Origin of the sequence: Tundrisphaera lichenicola, assembly GCF_051175385.1 — a bacterium.
Taxonomy (GTDB): Bacteria; Planctomycetota; Planctomycetia; order Isosphaerales; family Isosphaeraceae; genus Tundrisphaera; species Tundrisphaera lichenicola.
The window spans coordinates 2488510-2508823 of sequence record NZ_CP195106.1 but is presented as its reverse complement, the minus strand read 5'-3'; the positions used below and the strand labels follow the sequence as shown (position 1 = coordinate 2508823).

Here is a 20314-nt window from a genome sequence, read left to right as displayed (position 1 = left end):
GAACACCCCGATTTCGAGGGTTCGCGAATGCTGAGCCGAATGCCATTTCTGATCCTGTTCGGGCTGACCGGCCTCGCTGTCGCCGAGGATGGGATCGTCGTCCTCCCGGCCGAATTCCGGCTCGAATCGTCGGAAAGTTCCCAGCGCCTCCTGGTCCAGCGATCGGCGGCGGGCGAGATCGCCGAACAGGTCGCATCGGGACTCGAATGGTCGACGAGCGATCCCCGTGTCGCGACCGTGGCCGACGGGATCGTCAAACCGGTCGGGGACGGCGAGGCCGCCATTACCGTCAAGGCGGGGGGGCAGTCGGCGTCGGCGAAGGTCGTCGTGGCCGGGATGGATACGCCGATCGTCCGGAGCTTCCGGGAGGATGTTGAGCCGATCCTGGCGAAGATGGGGTGCAACTCGGGGGCTTGCCACGGGGCCCTGGCCGGGAAGGGGGGCTTCCGGCTCTCGCTCAACGGTTTCGATCCGGCCTCGGACCACTTCAACATCGTCAAGCTCGAAGGGGGCCGGAGGATCGAACTGGCCGACCCCGGCCGGAGCCTGGTCCTGGCCAAGCCGACCGCCGCGATTCCCCACAAGGGGGGGCTCCGGTTCCCGACCGATTCGCGCGAATACCGGATCATTGCCGACTGGATCGCCTCGGGGGCGAAGCCGCCAAGCGACGCCGACGCCAGGGTCGAGTCGCTGGAAGTCCTCCCCGATCGCTCGGTCCACCGGGTCGGCCAGGCCCAGCCGATCGTCGTCCGGGCTCGTTACAGCGACGGACGCCTCGAAGACGTGACCCGGTGGGTGAAATGGTCTTCGAGCGATGAATCGGTCTGCCGGGTCGACGATAAGGGGGTCGCCTCGGTGGTCGGGCCGGGCGAGGGGGCCGTCGTGGCCTGGTACGCGAGCAAGATCGCGATTGCCCGGATCACCGTCCCTTACGGGGAAGGGGAAACGCTCGCGAAAGGCGCGGAAGAGGTTGACCAGCGGAAGCCCCGGAATTACATCGACGAGCAAGTCGACCGGCAACTGGCCAGGCTGAACCTCCCCGCGTCGCCCGACTGTACTGATGCCGAGTTCGTCCGGAGGTCCTGGGTCGACACAGTCGGTCGGCCGCCGACCGTGGAGGAAGTCCGCAGATTCCTGGCCGATCCGGCCTTGGGCAAGCGCGACGCCTTGATCGACGAATTGCTGGCCCGGCCCGAGTTCGCCGACTACTGGACTTACAAATGGTCCGACGTGCTGATGCTCACCAGCACCCGGCTCAACCCTCAATCGATCAAGGCCTATTACACCTGGCTTCATGGAAATGTCGCGGCCAACACCCCCTGGGATCGGATGGTCCGCGAAATTCTGGTCTCGACCGGCGAGAGCCAGGAAAACGGGGCAACCAACTTCTACGCCCTGAGCCAGTCGCCCGAGGAGATGACCGAGAACGCCAGCCAGGCGTTCCTGGGCCTCTCGATCGGTTGTGCCCGCTGCCACAACCACCCTCTCGAAAAATGGACGAATGATCAATATTACGCGATGGCCAACCTGTTCGCCCGGGTCCGGGCCAAGGGCTGGGGCGGCGATGCCGGCTCGGGGGACGGCAAGCGGACCCTCTACGTGGCGCAGTCGGGCGACCTGATCCAGCCGAGGACGGGCAAGCCCCAGCCGCCGACCCCGCTCGACGGGACGCCCCTGCCGATCGACGACCCGTCGGACCGTCGGGTCAGCCTGGCGGATTGGCTGACCGCCCCCGAGAACCCCTACTTCGCCCGGGCGATCACGAACCGGGTCTGGGCCAACTTCTTCGGCGTCGGCCTGGTCGAGAAGATCGACGATGTCCGGGTCTCGAACCCGGCCAGCAACGAGGCACTACTTACCGCGGCGGCCGACGATCTGGTCGCGAAGAAGTTCGACCTCAAGGCCCTGATGAAGGAGATCCTCCAGTCCAACGCCTACCAGCGGTCGAGCCGGCCGCTCCCCGGAAATCAGGCCGAACATCGCTTCTACTCGCGGTACTATCCGCGACGGATGATGGCCGAGGTCCTGCACGACGCGATCGTCCAGGCCACCGAGGTCCCGACCAGGTTCGAGAACATCCTGGTCCCCGGGGGATCACCCCAGAAGACGGATTTCTATCCGCTGGGGACGCGGGCGGTCCAGCTTTACGACTCCTCGGTCGAAAACTACTTCCTCCAGACTTTCGGGCGGAACCCTCGGAGGATCGTCTGCGAATGCGACCGATCCGCCGAGCCGTCGATCGTCCAGGTCCTCCACATCTCGAACGGGATCACCTTCAACGAGAAGTTGAAGGCCCCCGGGAACCGGGTCGAGAAGCTGATCAGGCTCCGGTCCTCGGGGATGTCCGACGCCTCGATGGTGGACGACTTCTACCTGGCCTGCCTGGCCCGCTATCCGACCGAGCCGGAGCGCCGAGCGCTGATCGAGTTGCTCCCGCCTCCCGGCTCCCCGGAGGAGCGACCCGTGATCGAGGATGTGCTCTGGGGCCTCCTGAGCAGTCGGGAATTCTTGTTCAATCACTAAGGGCCGATGGGTGCCCGCGTCGGGGAGATGCCCCCACGCATCGACGATCCGAGAATCGAGAGAATCCTCCCATGATCCGATCCCTGGTCGCGGCGGTCTTGCTGGCGGTCTCGCCGTCGCTCCGAGCGGACGAGTCGAAGGGCCCCGACTTCGCGTCGGAGGTCGCCCCGATCCTGGCGAAATACTGCGCCGGCTGCCATAACGACGGCGATCGCGAGGGGGACTTCTCGCTGGAAACCTTCGCCGCCCTGGATGAGGGGACTCCGGAAGGGCCGGCCTTCGTGCCCGGCGATGGCGCGTCCAGCCGGATGATCCGGTTGATGACGGGGCGGTCGAAACCCTTGATGCCGCCCGAGGACGAGCCTCGCCCGGCCGAATCCGAGATCGCGATCATCCGGGCCTGGATCGACGCGGGAGCCCTCGCTCCCGAGGGAGACCCGGTCGACCGCCTGGCCCTGGTCGTCCCCCGGATCGACTCGCGGAACGATGTCCGGCCGATCACGGCGCTCGACACCTCGCGCGACGGGCAATGGCTGGCGATCGCCCGATTCGCGAGCGTCGAGATCCGCAAGGCCTCGGCCGATGGGTCGTTCGACGGGGCGGAGGCCGGGCGGGTCCTGGAGGATTTCCCCGGCAAGGTCACCTCGGTCCACTTCAGCCCGGATGGGACTCGGCTCCTGACGGCCTCGGGCGTGGCCGGTCTCGGCAGCGTGGCGGCCCTCTGGAAAGTCGACGACGGGGCGTTGATCCGCCGGTTCCCGGGCCACCGCGATCTGATCTTCGACGCCGAACTTTCGCCCGACGGGAAGGTGGTGGCCACCTGCGGCTATGACCGATCGATCCGACTCTGGGACGCCGAGACCGGCCAGCCGTTGCGTGAGTTGTCGGGCCACAACGGTGCGGTTTACGACGTCGGTTTCAGCCCCGATGGCCGCTTCCTCGTGAGTGCCAGCGCCGACGACACCTGCAAGGTCTGGCGGGTGGAGGATGGCCTGCGGATGGACACGCTGACCCAGCCGCTCAAGGAGGAATACGCCTGCTCGTTCACCTTGGACGGCCGGTCGATCGTCGCCGCCGGTGCCGACAACACCATCCGGGTCTGGGACTTCATCTCGACCGATAAGCCTCGGGTCAACCCGATGGTCCTGGCCCGGTTCGCCCACGAAGGGCCGATCGTCCGCCTGGCGTTCACCGCCGACGGTTCGAGGCTCGTCACGACCGCCGAGGACCGGACCGTCAAGGCCTGGGATGCGTCGGACTACTCGGAACTCCAGCTCTGGGAAGGTCAGCCCGACGTGGCTTCCGCCCTCGCGGTCGCGGGGGATGGCCGGTCGTTCCGGGTCGGCCGGATGGACGGATCGTCGTCCATCTACCCTCTTCCGAACCCTCGAAAGCGGGGCTTCGCCGGATCGTCCGAGGTTGCCGGGGAGGTCGTTTCGGTGGGCGATTCGGTCCAGCCCAAGCCGGTGGCCGAGCACGAACCAAATGATGGTCCGGGACAGGCGAACCAGATCGAGGTTCCTTCGGTCATCTCCGGGACCATCGCGGGGCGGGTCGATGGCCGGCCCGACAGCGACCTGTTCCGCTTCTCGAGCCGGGCGGGGGAGTCTTGGGTGATCGAGGTCGACGCGGCTCGGTCGAAGTCGAAGCTGGACTCGTTCGTCGAGGTCCTGGACGACCAGGGTCAGCGGATCGCACGGGTTCTGCTCCAGGCCGTCCGCGAATCCTACTTCACCTTCCGAGGGAAGGACGACGGAGCGACCGGCGACTTCCGACTGTTCGGCCAGGATGAGATGCAACTCAATGAATATCTGTACGCGAACGGCGAGGTGGCCCGGCTCTGGCTCTACCCCCGAGGGCCGGATTCCGGCTTCGTGGTCTATCCCGGCGAGGGGAAGCGATGGGGGTACTTCGACTCGACCCCGCTGACCCATGCCCTGGGAGAACCCTGCTACGTCGTCCAGCCGCACCCGCCGGGTTCCGAGATCGTCCCGAATGGCCTGCCGGTGTTCCCGGTCTACTTCGACAACGACGACGAGTCGCGTCGGGAACTCGGCAAGGATTCGAAGCTCACCTTCACCGCGCCGGCGGATGGGACGTATCTGGTGAGGATCCGAGACGTCCGGGGCCTGGAAGGGGCCGACTTCGCTTACAAGTTGACCGTCCGGCCGAATCTCCCCGATTATCGGGTCGAGTTGAAGGACGCCAAGCTGGCGATCGGACCGGGAGACTCTCAGGAGTTCCGGGTCAGGGCGCATCGGATCGACGGATTCGATGGCCCGATCCGGGTCGGGATCGAAGGGCTCCCCCCCGGTTTCGCGGCCACATCGCCGCTGGTCATCGAGGCCGGGCAGATCGAGGCGCTCGGGGTGATCTCCGCGCGGGCCGATGCCTCCCAGCCCACCCCCGAGATTGCCAGGGCAGCCCGCCTGATCGCCTCGGCCACGATCGGGGGGCGTGAGGTGACCCATCCGGTCGGCCCCTTGGGCGAGATCAAGCTCGGCGAGAAGCCGACGCTCCGGCTCTGGGTCGAGGCCGCCGAAGAAGGTCCCCGCCCGATCGGCGAGTCGTCCGACGGCCCTCTCGAGTTCGAGATCCATCCCGGACGTACGATCGTCTTGAAGGTCAAGGTCAAGCGAGACGGGCATGTCGGGCAGGTCCCGCTTGGAACGGAAGGGTCCGGGCGGAACCTGCCGTTCGGCGTGATCGTGGACAATATCGGCCTCAATGGCCTGCTGGTCACCGAGACGCAGGACGAGCGGACCTTCGCCGTCACGGCCGACCGATCCGCCGTCCCGCAGGCCCGGCCGTTCCACCTCAGGACGACCGCGGCGGGGGGACACTCCAGTCCCCCCGTGATCCTCCATGTCCGCTGACCGAGCGGCTCAACTCCGACGGAACTGCGAATCGCGAGGAGCTTTGTAGACCACCGACATCTCGGGGGTGTCGACCGGGATCTGGCCTTTGCGAAGGGACGTGACGCCCCCGATCACCATCCCCGAGGTCAGGAGGGTCCGCTCGACCGGGTAGTTCGCCTTCCCGGTCAGGACCAGATCCTCGATGTGCCGGGTCAGCGGGTTGAAGAAGTCGGCGGTCGTGGCGCTCTGGCCGGGCATGGGCAGGTACATCTGGCAGGAAACAACCTGTCCGTTGTCGCCCCTCATCCCGGCGTAGTTGAAATCACGGATCGCGGCCAGGAACAACGTCGTCCGGAATCCGTCGGCGTGATCGATGAAGTAGGCGATCATCTCGGGGAAGTTCTTCCTGGCCCATTCGAACGTCACGGCGTCGCTCGGGTATCCGTCCTCGACCGGGAGGTTGTGGCTACGGTTCAGGGCGGCGACCATGAGCTTCCGCGTGACTTCGCGATCGTCGGTCGCCATGGCTTCCCACAAGGCGGGGCCCTTCAGCGTGTGGACCCGGACGATCCCCGATTCCCCCCCCTTGCGACGCTCCGACATGCACTGGGCGGTCTCCAGGCCGTGGAAATCATAACTGTCCACCCCGCCGTACCCCACGCAGACGCTCTCGATCAGCGGGACGTCATAGGGCATGTCGATCTGCGGGAGACGCCACGTGACCGGCAACGACGAGCCCGCCAGGAACGGGAACCCCAGCCGCTTCGAGTCATCCACCATCTCGGTGCAACGGGCCCAGGTGGTCGAGAGGTGCTTGTCGTTGAAGATCGGGACGCTCCGGCCGCTCCGCTCGAAGACCTTGACCGCGCTCTTGAAGAACTCGTAGCGAGGGTAGAGCGTCTGGCCCAGTTCGCTCTTGGGATATTTCCCGTGCTCGGCGATGATCACGACGCCATCAACGGCCAGGTCCGACCCGCCTAGGGTCAGGGCCTCCTCCACCGTCGGGAACCTCTTCAGTTTGTGCCGGGCGATCCGGCCGGGGGCGAGATCCCCCTCGGGGGCCTGATCGATGTAGACCGACGCCACGTCGAATCGGGGCGCGATCCACTGGCCGTCCCAGTTGTAGCCCAGGGTCATCCGATCCAGGAAGTGCTGGGCGTGCGAGTGGGTCCGGACTTCCGTGCCGATGAAGGCCACTTTCTTCCGAGGGGAGTCGGCGGCCCGCGCCAGGCCGGGGGCCAGCATCAGGGCGGTCGATCGGGCCAGGAGCTGGCGACGGTTCATCATTCAGGTCTCTCCCAGATCTGAAGGGGCATCGTCCGAGTTGATTGCGCTCGGTTAAACAATTTCAACGCCTCGGACAGTCCGGATCAAGGGACTACCCTCGTCCACGTATGCGGACCTCGCCGGGTCGAACAATGGGTTCGATCCGCCTCGAGAGTGGCTTCAATCCGTCGCCGACAAGGTCACGGCTCCCGTTTCTTCCAAGCCGCCGCAGATGGAAGCAGGGGAGCAGAGAAGCCCGGGAGGCGGGTGTGGTTGGAAATTTTTAAGTTGTTTTCTGGTAATGTTTTGTGTCGGAATTTTGCGATGGTTTCTGCCGGTTCGGTACTTTCCCAAAATGAGGTCGATTGGTTGATAATGGCTTCGATTTGCCAGGATGAGTGGGTTCGTTCTCACCCTGGAATGGCTTCGATCCGCGCCTTGAAAGTGGGTTTGTTCCATCAGCCGGAACGAGCCGTGATCGACGCCTGAAGGCGGATGGATTTCCCGTCGAAGGCGGGTAGCGGTCGCCGGGGCGTCGATTGTTGGCGATTGTCGAACTCCGTGAGAGGGGGCGGACCTGATTCGATCTGCAATCGTTTCCCATGACCATCGCTGAAGTTTGTGCTGAGTCAGCACATTTTTTCGACAAAAATAAGGGGGGCGTCGATCGAACCGTCGCCCGGATGCCGCGGATTTCCCGATTCGGTGCGGGGCGCGGTTCAAAAGCTTCCGCCCCTCCAGAGCTGCGGGGATTAGGAAATCGTCGAGGGTTCGTTTATACTTCAGATCCGGGATGAAGTGACGACCCCTCCCCAGCACCCCCCCGCGTCCTCGTGACCATCGATCGATTGGCAACAGGATCGATCTCATGATTCGGATCAGCTTGATCTCGTCGGCACTCGTGATGTTCCTCTCGGGTGGCCTCCAGGCCGGGTCTCCGGCCGATACCGAGGCATTTGAGAAGGAAATCCGCCCGCTTCTGATCGAGAACTGTGGGAAATGCCACGGATCGGAGAAGCAGAAGGGGGGACTCCGGCTGGACTCGCGAAAGGCCCTCCTCGAAGGGGGCTTGACCGGCCCTTCGATCGAGCCCGGTCGCCCCGAGGAAAGCCTGCTGATCGAGGCGGTCCGTCAGACCGGCGACCTCAAGATGCCGCCGAATCGGAAGCTCAACCCCGAACAGGTCGCCGCCCTCGAACGCTGGATCGCCTCGGGTGCCCCCTGGCCGGTCGATACCTCGACGACCATGAATCGGGACGATCGAGCCCGACGGAGCCACTGGGCCTTCCAGCCAGTCGGCAGGTTCGAGCCGCTCCAGGTCGGTCGCGCCGATGGATCTGGCAACCCGATTGATGCCTTCCTGATGGATCGGCTCGACAAGGCGGGACTCGCCCCATCTCCCCCCGCCGACCGTCGGACGTTGATCCGCCGGGTGAGTTATGACCTGACGGGCCTCCCGCCCACCCCGGAGGAGGTCGAGGCCTTCGTCAACGATCCCGCCCCGGATGCCTACCTACGACTGGTGGAAAGGCTGCTGGCCTCGGAACATTACGGGGAGCAATGGGCCCGGCACTGGCTGGATGTGGCCCGGTACTCGGACACCAAGGGCTACGTCTACGCCCGCGAGGAGCGGTTCTTCGTGCAGGCCCCGGCCTATCGCGACTGGGTCGTGGCCGCCTTCAATCGGGATCTCCCCTACGACCGATTCCTGCTCGATCAGGTGGCCGCCGACCAAGCCGAGCCCGATGACCGATCTGCGGTCGCGGCGATGGGGTTCCTGACCCTCGGTCGGCGATTCCTGGGCGTGACCCACGACATCATCGACGACCGGATCGACGTCGTGACCCGGGGGACGATGGGCCTGACCGTCGCCTGCGCCCGCTGCCACGACCATAAGTACGACCCGATCCCCACGGCCGACTATTACTCCCTCTACGGCGTCTTTCAGAACAGCACCGAGCGACTGGTTCCCGTGGCCGATCCGGACCCGCAGGATGAGAAGACGCGGGCCTCGGCCGAGGAACTCGCCCGGAGGCGTGAGAAGCTGGAGACGTCCCTGGCCTCCAGTCGCGAGGAGGCCTCGGAGCGGGTCCGTGGGCGAGTCGCGGACTACCTGCTGGCCCAGCGCCATTTGCAGGATTTCCCCGAGGAAGGCTTCGACGTAATCCTGAGCAAGGCGGATCTGATCCCGGCCTTCGTCCGTCGATGGCACGCCTATCTGACCCGTAGGGCGAAAGAGGACGACTCGATCTTCCGCCCCTGGCGGAAATTCGCGAGCCTGTCCGACGCCGAGTTCGCCGCTCGGTCGGCCGACGTAACCCGGGAACTCGGCTCGAACGGGGCAGGCCCGGTCAATCCACGGGTAGCCCGGCTGTTCGTCGAACCACCAGCCTCGATCCGCGAGGTAGCCGAGCGTTACGGTAAATTGTTCGCGGAGGTGGCGGCACTCTGGTCCGAGCATCGCGAGGGCCTGGGCCTCTCCGGCCTGGCGGACCCGGATGAGGAGGAGCTTCGTCGAGTCCTCTTCGGATTCCGATCCCCCTGCGAGGTCCCCGACGAGGCGATCGTCAGCACGGAATCATTCTTCGATACCGCGACCATCGAGGCGACCTGGGGACTCCAGAAAGCGGTGGATCGCTGGCTGATCGACTCCCCCGAGGCCGCGCCCCATGCGGTGGCGGTGGTCGATCGGGCCGAGGTCCGGGAGCCCCGGATCTTCCGACGAGGGAGCCCGGCCAACCAGGGAGACGAGGTCCCTCGACGGTTCCTCGCCGCCATCTCGGGTCCCGATCGCGAGCCCTTCTCCCAGGGGAGCGGGCGACTGGAGCTGGCCCGGGCAATCGTCGATCCCGCCAATCCCCTGACCGCTCGGGTCTGGGTCAACCGGGTCTGGATGCACCATTTCGGGGCAGGGCTGGTCCGGACTCCCAGCGACTTCGGGCTCCGGGCCGAGCCGCCGAGTCATCCCGAGCTGCTCGACTGGCTGGCCGCTCGACTGGTCTCCGAGGGGTGGAGCACCAAGGCCATCCACCGACTGATCCTGACCTCGGCCGCTTACCAGCAGCGATCCGACGGACCGGATGACCTCGAAGCTCGCGAGAGAGCCGTCCAGATCGATCCCGAGAACCGACTCCTCTGGCGGATGAACCCCCGTCGCCTGACGTTCGAGGAGTCTCGCGACACGCTCCTCTCGATCTCGGGGGAACTCGACCTCCGGATCGGCGGGCGGGCGGAGGATCTCTTCGAAGGGTCCACGACCAACGTCCGCCGGACACTTTATGGGCTGGTGGATCGGCAATTCCTCCCGAGCGTGCTCCGGGTCTTCGACTTCGCCAACCCCGATCTACACGTCCCTTCCCGGAGCGAGACGACGGTCCCGCAGCAGGCCCTCTTCGCGATGAACCACCCATTCCTGGCGAACCGGGCGCGGGCGCTGGTCGCCAGGATCTCGACCGAAGACGCGGACCAGGCCGTCCGGCACCTCTACCGGTCGGTCTACCAGCGAGATCCGACCGACTCGCAGGTTCAGGCGGCCCGAGCTTTCCTGGAATCCTCCGCCGAGGAGCCGATTTCCAGGCCCGCCCCGGAGACCCTGGACTGGTCCTACGGCTATGGTGCGGTCGACGCCGCCTCGGGCCGGGTCGGGGATTTTCAACCGCTCCCCCATTTCAACGGTTCGGCCTGGAGTGGCGGCCCGGCGTGGCCCGACCCGAAGCTCGGTTGGGTTCAATTGACCGCCCAGGGTGGACATCCCGGTAACGATCTCCAGCACGCCGCGATCCGTCGATGGACGGCGCCCCGTCGGGGTCGATTCGCGATCCAGTCGACCGCGAAACACGAAGTCGAAGCGGGCGATGGGATCCGATGCTGGATCGTCTCCAGCCGACAAGGGGTGCTCAAGTCGGGCGAGGTTCACAATGCCAGCCTCGATCTCAGCGTCGGATCGTTCGAGGTCGAGGCCGGGGAGATCCTCGACTTCGTCGTCGATATTCGGGAAGGACTGAACAGCGACCAGTATCTCTGGGCACCGATCGTCTCGGAGATTGTCGAGACGACGGGCGGGGTCAAGGGCCCCGGGGTGAGCCCGAAGTGGGATGCCGCCCGCGACTTCACCGGCCCTTCCACGCCTCCCCTCTCGCCCCGCGAACAGCTGGCCCAGGTCCTTCTCATGGCCAATGAATTGATGTTCGTCGACTGATTTGGGGGAAATGATCGATGCGTGAACCGCGACCAGCTTCGCACGAGTTCAACCGCAGGGCCCTCCTCCAGCGATCGGCGATGGGGCTGGGGGCGCTCGGCCTGGGTGGTCTCCTGGCCGATCAGGGGGCCTTCGCCGGCCCGGTCGAGGCCGGGGACGCCCTGGGTGTCAAGATCCCGCATTTCCCCGGCAAGGCCAAGCGGGTCATCCATTTCTTCTTGAATGGCGGGCCGTCCCACGTCGACACGTTCGACCCCAAGCCGGCGCTCGCAAAGTACGCCGGCCAGCCCGCGCCGGAAACCCTGACCACCGAACGCAAGACCGGGGCGGCTTTCCCTTCCCCGTTCAAGTTCCAGAAGTACGGCCAGAGCGGGATCGAGGTCAGCGAACTCTTCGCGAAGACGGCGCAGCATATCGACGACATCGCCGTGATCCGGTCGATGTACGCCCAGGTGCCGAACCACGAACCGTCCTTGATGCTGATGAACTGCGGCGATTCGGTCCTGCCTCGCCCGAGCGTCGGGGCCTGGGTCATGTATGGACTGGGGACCGAGAACCAGAACCTCCCCGGCTTCATCGCCATGTGCCCCAACGGCTATCCGATCAAGGATGCCGAGAACTGGCGGTCGGGATTCCTCCCGGGGATCTACCAGGGGACCTTCGTCGACCCCCAGTACACCGAGGTCGACAAGCTGATCGAGAACATCCGGAGCCCCCACGCCTCGCGAGATACCCAGCGGAGGCAGCTCGATCTCCTGAAGACCCTGAACGCGGAACATCGCGAGTCGCGCCTCGATTCCCGGCTCAACTCGCGAATCCAGTCGTTCGAGATGGCCTTCCGGATGCAGATGGAGGCGGCCGAGGCCTTCGACCTGAACCGCGAGCCGCAGGCGATCCGCGACCTCTACGGGCCAGGGGTCCACGGTCGACAAACCCTGATCGCCCGACGACTCCTGGAGCGGGGCGTCCGCTATGTCCAGCTCTGGCACGGGGCGAGCCAGCCCTGGGACAATCACGCCCAGATCGAGCAGAACCACCGGAAGCTGGCCGGCGAGATCGACCAGCCGATCGCCGCGCTCCTGACCGACCTGAAGCAACGCGGGATGCTCGAAGACACCCTGGTGATCTGGGGCGGGGAATTCGGCCGGACGCCGACCGTTGAATTGAACGGCGACGGCAAGTCGCAACTCGGCCGGGATCACAACCATTATGGCTTCTCGGTCTGGATGGCCGGGGGCGGGATCAAGGGCGGGACCGTCCACGGGGCGACCGACGACTTCGGATTCAAGGCCGTCCAGGATCGGACGAGCGTCCACGACCTCCACGCCACGATCCTCCACCTGCTCGGCTTCGACCACGAACGCTTGACCTATCGCTATGCCGGCCGCGACTTCCGGCTCACGGATGTCAGCGGCAAGGTCATCAAGCCGATCGTGGCCTGATTTCCATCGAGACTCTCGAGGGAGCTGAATAAGTGAAGATGCGCAAGCTCGGGGATTCCGGACTCGAGGTCGCCCCCCTGGCCTTCGGTGGCAACGTGTTCGGCTGGACCATCGACGAGGCGACCTCGTTCCAACTGCTGGACGCCTTCGTCGACGCCGGTTTCAACCTGGTCGACACCGCCGACGTCTATTCGAGGTGGGCGCCGGGCAATCAGGGGGGGGAATCCGAGACGATCCTCGGCCACTGGTTCAAGAAATCTGGCAAGCGGGATCGCGTGGTCCTCGCCACCAAGGTCGGCATGGAGATGGGGCCGGGCCAGAAGGGGCTCTCCGGCCCTTATATCATGCAGGCGGTCGAGGCCTCGCTGAAACGACTCGGGGTCGACCACATCGACCTTTATCAGTCGCACAAGGACGACGGGTCGGCCCAGGAGGAGACCCTCTCGGCCTACTCGAAGTTGATCGAGCAGGGGAAAGTCCGGGCGATCGGCGCCTCCAACTACTCCGCCGAACGGCTGGCCGAGTCCTTGAAGATCAGCAAGGAACACGGCCTCCCGAGTTACCAGTGCCTCCAGCCGGAATACAACCTTTATGCCCGAGCCGGATTCGAGGACGAATTAGCTCCGCTCTGCCTGGAAGCCAATATCGGCGTGATCCCGTACTACTCGCTCGCCAGCGGCTTCCTCACCGGGAAATACCGATCCGAGGCCGACCTGGGCCAGAGCGCCAGAGGGCAGAAGGTCAAATCGTACCTGAACGACCGGGGCTATCGGATCCTCGAAGGGCTCGACCAGGTGGCCGCCCGAGTGGCTTCGACTCCGGCCCGGGTGGCGATTGCCTGGCTCATGACGCGACCGGCCGTGACGGCCCCGATCGCGAGCGCGACGAGCCTGCCACAACTCAACGACCTGATCGAGGCGACCCGCCTCGAACTGGATGGCGAGGCGATTGCGATCCTCGATGCGGCGAGTTCCTGACAATCCGCTAGGAACCCGGAGGCTCGGCCGTTCGTGGATCATCTCCCCGGGCCATGGTCCGGGTCGGGATTTTCCGGCGTCCAATCCTCGATCCGAGGATCGGCCGAGCATCGGTCGGAAACGAAAGTGATGGACTCTGGGATGTCGAAGCCCGCAAGCGACGAGCGACCGAATCATGGCGTGGTCGCGCAAGTTCACGGAAGCGTGGTCGACGTCCGATTCGAAGGAGTCCTCCCCTCGATTTACAACCTGCTGCGAGCCGGGCCCGATTTGAAGATAGCCATCGAAGTGCTGATGCAACTCGATCGGCATCATGTGCGCTGCATCGCCTTGAATCCGACGCAGGGACTCTCGCGAGGGATGCTCGTGGAGGATACGGGCGGTCCCCTGAAGGTCCCGGTCGGCAAGGGGATCGTCTCGCGAATGTTTGATGTGTTCGGGAATGTCATCGACCGAGGGGAGGCCCTGGCCGATGTGGAGTGGCGTAGCATCCATCGAGATCCCCCGCCCCTGACGAGTCGTTCCACGAAATCCGAGATCTTCGAGACGGGCATCAAGGTCATCGATGTGCTGGTCCCGCTGGAGCGAGGGGGCAAGGCGGGGCTCTTCGGCGGGGCGGGCGTCGGGAAGACGGTCCTGCTCACCGAGATGATCCATAACATGGTCGGACATCAGCAAGGCGTGAGCATCTTCTGCGGCATCGGCGAGCGCTGTCGCGAGGGGGAGGAACTCTATCGGGAGATGAAAGAGGCGGGGGTGCTCGAGCAGATGGTCATGATGTTCGGCCAGATGAACGAACCTCCGGGGGCGCGGTTCCGCGTGGGACTATCGGCCCTGACGATGGCCGAATATTTCCGGGATGACGAACATCGCGACGTGCTCTTGCTCGTGGACAACATCTTCCGGTTCATCCAGGCCGGGATGGAGGTCTCGGGCCTGATGGGACAGATGCCCTCTCGCCTGGGATATCAGCCGACGATGGGCACCGAGCTCTCGGGACTGGAAGAACGGATCGCGAACACCGTCTCCGGGGCGATCACGTCGATCCAGGCGGTCTATGTCCCGGCGGATGACCTGACCGATCCCGCCGCCGTCCACACGTTCTCGCACCTGTCCGCCTCGATCGTGCTCTCTCGGAAGCGGGCGAGCGAGGGTCTCTACCCGGCCATCGACCTGCTGCAATCGAACTCGAGCATGGCGACGCCCGCAATCGTGGGCGAGCGCCACTACCGGGTGGCCCAGGACATTCGCCGATCCCTGGCCCACTACGAGGAATTGAAGGATATCATCGCCATGCTCGGCATGGAGCAACTCTCTCCGGAGGACCGGGCTGTCGTCGGCCGAGCCCGAAGGCTGGAACGATTCCTGACTCAGCCGTTCTTCGCCACCGAGCAATTCAGCGGGATCAAGGGGGAGGATGTCTCCCTGGCAGACGCGATCGATGGCTGTGAACGCATCCTCAACGATGAATTCAAGGACTATCCCGAGAGCGCCTTCTACATGATCGGTCCAATCGATGAGGCCCTGGCCAGGGTCAAGGCATCGGGACCGTCGGAGCAGGGAGCCCGAGCCCATTAATCTCAAAATCCTCCTGCCTTTCCGGGTTTTCCTCGAAGCGGAGCGTGTCCGTCGGATCGTGGTCCAGACACTTCGGGGTTCCTTCGGCCTCCTGCCCAACCGGCTGGACTGCGCGGCGGCGTTGAGCCCCGGCATCCTCACCTACGAGCCGGAAGCCGGGGGCGAAATCTACCTGGCCGTCGATCAAGGGGTCCTCGTCAAGGCGGGCCCGGAAGTCCTGGTCTCGGTCCGAAATGCCATCGGAGGGACGAACCTCGATCAATTGCACGAGGCGGTGAAGCGGGAATTCCTCAGGATCGATCGGCAGGAACAAAGCGTCCGCTCGGTCATGGATAAGATGGAAGGTGAATTCGTCCGCCGATTCATGGAGTTTCAACATGAATGAGGGGCGCGAGGGAGAATCCTCGGATCGGGAGGCGAACTTCAGCCGTCAGGTGGGAAGGCAGGCCGCTCGCAAGTTGAAGGCAAGGCGAGGCCCCTCCAGGAGCGTCTGGGCCGGGTTGGGAGTCTCGGGCTTGGTCGGCTGGTCGGTGACGATCCCGACCCTCCTGGGCGCGATGATCGGCATCTGGCTGGATTCGCGATACCCGAGCAAATATTCTTGGACAATCATGTTTTTGGTCGTTGGTTTGCTGCTCGGCTGCCTGAACGCCTGGCATTGGGTCGAGCTCGAATACGAGGACATCCGGGAGGACTCCCATGAGTGATCCGGTCCCCCTGGCGCTCTCCTGCCTCGGAGGCATCCTGCTCGGGATGTTCTTCTTCGGCGGCCTCTGGTGGACGATCCGGAAGGGTGTCTCCTCCGAGAAAACGGCCTTCTGGTTCCTCGGCAGCCTCTTGATCCGGACTGGGACGATTGTGCTCGGGTTCTATTGGATCGCCGGGGGGCAATCGTCGAGGCTCGTGGCCAGCCTCTTGGGATTCCTGGTCGCCAGGTTCATCCTAGTGAGGTGGTTCACGAGGAGAGGGGCGATCGGGCCGACCCCTCGTGAGGAAGAGGAGGCCCTCCTTGCGCCTTAGTCCCGACCAGCTGATTTTCTGGCGATCGGGCATCTTTCAGCTCAATAGCACGATCGTCACGACGTGGGTGTTGATGATCCTGATGGTCCTCGGTGCCAAGTTGATCACGCGAAATCTCGCGACGGAAGGTCGAATTACGCGATGGCAGGGCTTCCTCGAGATCGTGGTGACCTCGATTCGGACTCAGATCCGGGAGATCGGACTGCAAAATTCGGAGAAGTACCTCCCCTTCATCGGGACCCTTTTCCTGTTCATTGCGGTATCGAACCTTTGCACGATCCTCCCCTGGTACGAGCCGCCGACCAGCTCACTCTCGACGACTTCCGCGCTGGCCGTCTGCGTATTCATCGCGGTGCCGCTCTTCGGGATCGAAGGTCAAGGAATCGGCGAGTATCTCAAGTCGTACCTGAAGCCCACATTCATTATGCTCCCGTTCAACATCATCAGTGAACTGTCGAGGACGCTGGCGCTGGCGATCCGGCTCTTCGGCAACATGATGAGCGGTAGCTTGATCATCGCGATCCTGCTCACGATCGCGCCGATCGTCTTCCCGATCTTGATGACCTTGCTCGGCCTGCTGACCGGGATGGTCCAGGCCTACATCTTCAGCATCCTGGCGGCGGTCTACATCGCCGCCGCCACGCAGGTCCGCGAGGTGGGCATGCACCCGGACGAGTCACTCTGAAGGTCGAGATCCGACCATTGAAAGGGGAGCTTCCATGGATCAGATGACCGCGATCGCGGTGGCGTCGATAGTCGTCTCCGGGATCACCACCGGATTCGGGACGATGGGGCCCGCGCTGGCCGAGGGGAAGGCGGTCTCGATGGCGATGAGTTCGTTGGCCCAGCAGCCCGACGCCTCGTCGACCATCACCAGGACGTTGTTCGTCGGCCTGGCGATGATCGAGTCGACGGCGATCTACTGCTTCGTGGTTTCCATGATCCTGATCTTCGCCAACCCATTCTGGAATCATGTGATTACTCAAGCTTCGGGGAAGTAAGTCATGTCTGTCGATTGGTTCACGTTCACGGCCCAGATCGTGAACTTCCTGATCCTGGTGTATTTGCTGAGGCGATTCCTGTATACGCCCATCCTGCGAGCCATCGACGATCGGGAGAAAGCCATCGCCAACCGGCTTGCCCTGGCCGAAGTGAAACTGGTGGAAGCGGGAAAGGAAGCGGATGACTATCGGCACAAGAACCAGGATTTTGACGAGCGTCGTGAAGCCATGATCTCCGACGTCAGGAAGGAGGCCGATGCCGAACGCACGCGGCTTCTCGACCAGGCGAATCGGGAGATGGATGCCTTGCGGGCCAAGCGTCGGGACGCGATCCGATCCGAGGAACAAGAACTGAATCGCGAGATCGTTCGATGGACCCAGGACGAGGTCTTTGCGATCGCCAGGAAGACGCTGGCGGATCTCGCCTCGGCCAGTCTCGAGGAGCGGATCAGCCGGGCGTTCCTGGATCGTCTTCGGGGGATGAACGACCCGGAAAAGGAGCGATTGGCCGCCGCGTTGAACAAGCCGTCCTCCTCGGCCCTGGTCCGGACCTCCTTCGATCTCCCGCCCGCGGAGCAGGAAGCGATCGAGGTGGCGATCCGGGAGACTCTCGCGACGAACACCCGAGTCCAGTATGAGACGGCTCCCGAACTGGTAAGTGGCATCGAGCTGTCGGCGAACGGGCATAAGATCGCCTGGAGCATCGGGGATTACCTCGAGAAACTCGAAGAGAGCGTCGCCCAGATCCTGAGTGGCCATGGGAAGTTCGGATCGAACCCGGAAGCACCGCCCCGGCAAGGGCTCGAGACAACGTCCTCGATTCCGGGAGGTCATGCCTGATGGATTCGCCCGAGGTTGTCAATGGCGTCTTCCGTCGGGCCTTTTCCGATATTCGTTCGAAGTTGGAGGGCTTCACTCCTCAACTGGAGCCGCGTGAGGTTGGGTCGATCGCGAGCCTCTCCTTCGGGATCGCCAAGGTCACGGGCCTTCCCGGCGTCGGCTCCGACGAGCTGGTGAGGTTCCCCGGCGATCTGTTCGGGATCGCGTTCGACCTCGATTCGGACGAGATCGGGGTCGTCCTCCTCGGCGATTGCGGTCGGTTACAGACGGGGGATGAGGTCGAGCGGACCGGCCGAGTGATGGACGTGCCGGTGGGCGATGGCCTGATCGGTCGGATCATCGACCCTCTGGGAGGGCCGCTGGATGGCAAGGGCCCCGTTCGCTCCAGCCGGCGGTTGCCCATCGAGCGGCCCGCCCGGCCGATCATGGATCGGGCCCCCGTCTCGGTCCCCTTGCAGACCGGGCTCCTCGTGATCGATGCGCTGATCCCGATCGGGCGGGGTCAACGCGAGCTGATCCTCGGCGACCGGCAGACGGGCAAGTCCGCGATCGCGATCGATACGATCATGAATCAGCGAGATCAGGATGTGATCTGCATCTACTGCGCGATCGGCCAGCGAGCGTCCTCGGTCGCGAAGGTCGTCGCGAAGCTGAGCGAAGGCGGGGCGTTGGACTATACCGTCGTCGTGGTGACCGAGGGGAATGACCCTCCCGGCCTGACCTACATCGCCCCCTATGCCGCGACCAGCATCGCCGAACATTACATGGAGTCGGGCCGAGACGTCCTGATCGTCTACGACGACTTGACGCAGCATGCCCGAGCCTATCGAGAGCTCTCGCTCCTGCTGCGCCGGCCCCCCGGTCGAGAAGCATTCCCCGGTGATATCTTCTACATCCATTCGCGGCTCCTGGAGCGTGCGACCCGCCTTCGCGAAGGGCTGAAGGGAGGCTCGCTCACGGCGCTCCCGATCATCGAGACCGAGGCCCAGAACCTCTCGGCCTACATCCCCACCAATCTGATCTCCATCACCGATGGTCAGATCTACCTGTCTCCGACCCTGTTTGAACTGGGCGTGCTTCCCGCCGTCGACGTCGGCAAGTCCGTCTCTCGGGTCGGTGGCAAGGCCCAACGTGCGGCCTACCGGGCGGTGGCCGGCGATCTCAAGCTCGCCTATGCCCAGTTCACCGAGTTGGAGGCCTTCGCGAAGTTTGGCACGAGATTGGACGACCACACCCGCAAGATCATCGATCATGGGCACCGGATCCGAGCCGTCCTGAAGCAACCCGAACTCGAACCGGCCTCGATCACCCAGCAGATCGCCATCCTCCTGGCCCTGACGAGCGGGCAGCTCGATCGCGTTCCGATCGACAAGCTGAGGGAGGCCGAGAACGCGCTCAAGGCAAGCTCCGAGGAGATCCCTCCCGAGATCCGTCGAAGATTCGCGAAGGAGGAAAAGCTGAGCGACGAGGATCGAGGCTCGATCCTGAAAGTCGTCGCCAGGGTGCTTGCGCCATTCCAGATCGAGGCCGATCGCGGATCGAGGAAGGAGCCATGAGCGATACCCTGGAAAGCCTCCGCCGGAAGATGGGCGGTGCCGTAGACCTGAAATCGGTGGTCCGGTCGATGAAGGCCCTGGCCGCTGCGAGCATCGGTCAGTACGAGAAGTCCGTTCTCGCACTGGCCGACTACGAACGGGCCGTGGAGTTGGGACTGGCCGCATGCTTGAGGGATCGGCGAGATGCCTTTTCCCGGGCCAATGAGCCCGGGACCGCTTCGAAGGCCGTGAATGCGATCGTCTTCGGATCGGATCAGGGGCTCGTCGGCCAGTTCAATGACGTCCTGGCGGATCGGGTCGCCCGCTCACTCGAACCCTATTCCGGCGAGAAGAACGTCTGGGCCGTCGGAGATCGCATCCAATCGCGGCTCGCGGATCATGGGCTCTCTCCCGTGGGGCTTTTCACGGTCCCGACGTCGGTGAACTCGATTGCGCCGCTCCTGGGCCAGATCCTCGTCGAGAGCGAGGCGCGACATGGGGGGGGGGAGGCCGTGCAGTTATACCTCTTCCACAATCGCCCGACGTCTCGAGCGGAATACGAGCCGGTCGTCCAGCGATTGCTGCCCCTGGATCGGGAATGGGGGCTCAGGCTCTCGCGACTTCCCTGGCCGACCAAGGTCATCCCCGAAGTCCTCAGCGGTCGGGAGCAGACGCTCCGGGCCATCATCCGCGAGTATCTGTTCGTCTCGCTCTTCAAGGCCTGCGTCGAATCGCTGGCCGCCGAGAACGCGAGCCGACTGGCCGCCATGCAGCGAGCCGAGAAGAACATCGACGAACTGGTGGATCAGTTGAATCAGTCCTATCGCCGGATGCGTCAAAATACCATCGATGAAGAACTCTTCGATGTCGTCTCCGGGTATGAGGCCATGTCGAAAAAGAAGCGAAATAATGGAAAGTAATTCAGATGAGTTGAAGCTGCTGGATGCCTTGTCCTGATCGGAATCCCCATTCGGTCTCGAATTGCGCAATGCGTTCGAACGCCAGGAGGCCGGCCATCCCGTCAAGGATGGCCGGCCTCCCGGTGGGTTCTGCGAGGAAAGGGCAGAGCAGGGGGT

At 64.3% G+C, this 20314-nt stretch carries 16 protein-coding genes; 15 read left to right on the top strand and 1 reads right to left on the bottom strand.

The window, feature by feature from the left end:
* The first annotated feature begins 27 nt into the window (after positions 1 to 27).
* Positions 28 to 2523: a DUF1549 domain-containing protein gene (locus tag P12x_RS09940; protein ID WP_435010709.1), complete on the top strand. Its 2496-nt coding sequence runs from the start codon at positions 28 to 30 to the stop codon at positions 2521 to 2523.
* 71 nt (positions 2524 to 2594) lie between these two features.
* Positions 2595 to 5399 (top strand): c-type cytochrome domain-containing protein, encoded by a 2805-nt coding sequence (locus tag P12x_RS09935; protein WP_435010708.1) that lies wholly within the window; start codon positions 2595 to 2597, stop codon positions 5397 to 5399.
* A gap of 9 nt (positions 5400 to 5408) precedes the next feature.
* On the opposite strand, the gene P12x_RS09930 is transcribed toward P12x_RS09935, so the two are convergent.
* Positions 5409 to 6668, bottom strand: coding sequence for a hypothetical protein (locus tag P12x_RS09930; protein ID WP_435010707.1), 1260 nt, complete (start codon positions 6666 to 6668; stop codon positions 5409 to 5411).
* 252 nt (positions 6669 to 6920) lie between these two features.
* On the opposite strand from P12x_RS09930, the gene P12x_RS09925 reads away from it, so the two are divergent.
* The 13 genes from P12x_RS09925 (at position 6921) to P12x_RS09865 (ending at position 20158) form a co-directional block, all read left to right on the top strand.
* A complete protein-coding gene (locus tag P12x_RS09925; RefSeq protein WP_435010706.1) occupies positions 6921 to 7136 on the top strand; it encodes a hypothetical protein in 216 nt (71 codons plus the stop codon).
* Positions 7137 to 7515: 379 nt separating this feature from the next.
* The gene (locus tag P12x_RS09920; protein WP_435010705.1) at positions 7516 to 10845 is read left to right on the top strand and encodes a DUF1553 domain-containing protein; all 3330 of its coding nucleotides are present in this window, start codon (positions 7516 to 7518) and stop codon (positions 10843 to 10845) included.
* A 17-nt stretch (positions 10846 to 10862) separates the two neighbouring features.
* Complete coding sequence (locus P12x_RS09915; RefSeq protein ID WP_435010704.1) at positions 10863 to 12287, top strand: DUF1501 domain-containing protein; 1425 nt, start codon at positions 10863 to 10865, stop codon at positions 12285 to 12287.
* A 32-nt stretch (positions 12288 to 12319) separates the two neighbouring features.
* Positions 12320 to 13264, top strand: coding sequence for an aldo/keto reductase (locus P12x_RS09910; RefSeq protein WP_435010703.1), 945 nt, complete (start codon positions 12320 to 12322; stop codon positions 13262 to 13264).
* A gap of 141 nt (positions 13265 to 13405) precedes the next feature.
* Positions 13406 to 14842 carry a F0F1 ATP synthase subunit beta gene (gene atpD, locus P12x_RS09905; protein ID WP_435010702.1) on the top strand — a complete coding sequence of 479 codons (1437 nt, stop codon included), beginning with the start codon at positions 13406 to 13408 and terminating at the stop codon, positions 14840 to 14842.
* Entirely contained in the window at positions 14781 to 15227 is a 447-nt protein-coding gene (locus P12x_RS09900) for a F0F1 ATP synthase subunit epsilon (protein WP_435010701.1), read from the top strand. Before atpD ends, P12x_RS09900 begins: the two co-directional genes overlap by 62 nt.
* Positions 15220 to 15549: an AtpZ/AtpI family protein gene (locus P12x_RS09895; protein ID WP_435010700.1), complete on the top strand. Its 330-nt coding sequence runs from the start codon at positions 15220 to 15222 to the stop codon at positions 15547 to 15549. The genes P12x_RS09900 and P12x_RS09895 overlap by 8 nt, the downstream gene beginning before the upstream one ends.
* Positions 15542 to 15862, top strand: coding sequence for an N-ATPase subunit AtpR (locus P12x_RS09890; RefSeq protein ID WP_435010699.1), 321 nt, complete (start codon positions 15542 to 15544; stop codon positions 15860 to 15862). Before P12x_RS09895 ends, P12x_RS09890 begins: the two co-directional genes overlap by 8 nt.
* The gene (locus tag P12x_RS09885) at positions 15852 to 16547 is read left to right on the top strand and encodes a F0F1 ATP synthase subunit A (protein ID WP_435010698.1); all 696 of its coding nucleotides are present in this window, start codon (positions 15852 to 15854) and stop codon (positions 16545 to 16547) included. The genes P12x_RS09890 and P12x_RS09885 overlap by 11 nt, the downstream gene beginning before the upstream one ends.
* 34 nt (positions 16548 to 16581) lie before the next feature.
* Positions 16582 to 16863 (top strand): F0F1 ATP synthase subunit C, encoded by a 282-nt coding sequence (locus P12x_RS09880; protein ID WP_435010697.1) that lies wholly within the window; start codon positions 16582 to 16584, stop codon positions 16861 to 16863.
* 3 nt (positions 16864 to 16866) lie between these two features.
* Positions 16867 to 17703 carry a F0F1 ATP synthase subunit B family protein gene (locus P12x_RS09875; RefSeq protein ID WP_435010696.1) on the top strand — a complete coding sequence of 279 codons (837 nt, stop codon included), beginning with the start codon at positions 16867 to 16869 and terminating at the stop codon, positions 17701 to 17703.
* Positions 17703 to 19259, top strand: a complete 1557-nt coding sequence (locus tag P12x_RS09870) for an alternate F1F0 ATPase, F1 subunit alpha (protein WP_435010695.1) — start codon at positions 17703 to 17705, stop codon at positions 19257 to 19259. The genes P12x_RS09875 and P12x_RS09870 overlap by 1 nt, the downstream gene beginning before the upstream one ends.
* Positions 19256 to 20158, top strand: coding sequence for a F0F1 ATP synthase subunit gamma (locus tag P12x_RS09865; RefSeq protein ID WP_435010694.1), 903 nt, complete (start codon positions 19256 to 19258; stop codon positions 20156 to 20158). Before P12x_RS09870 ends, P12x_RS09865 begins: the two co-directional genes overlap by 4 nt.
* Positions 20159 to 20314: the final 156 nt, after the last annotated feature.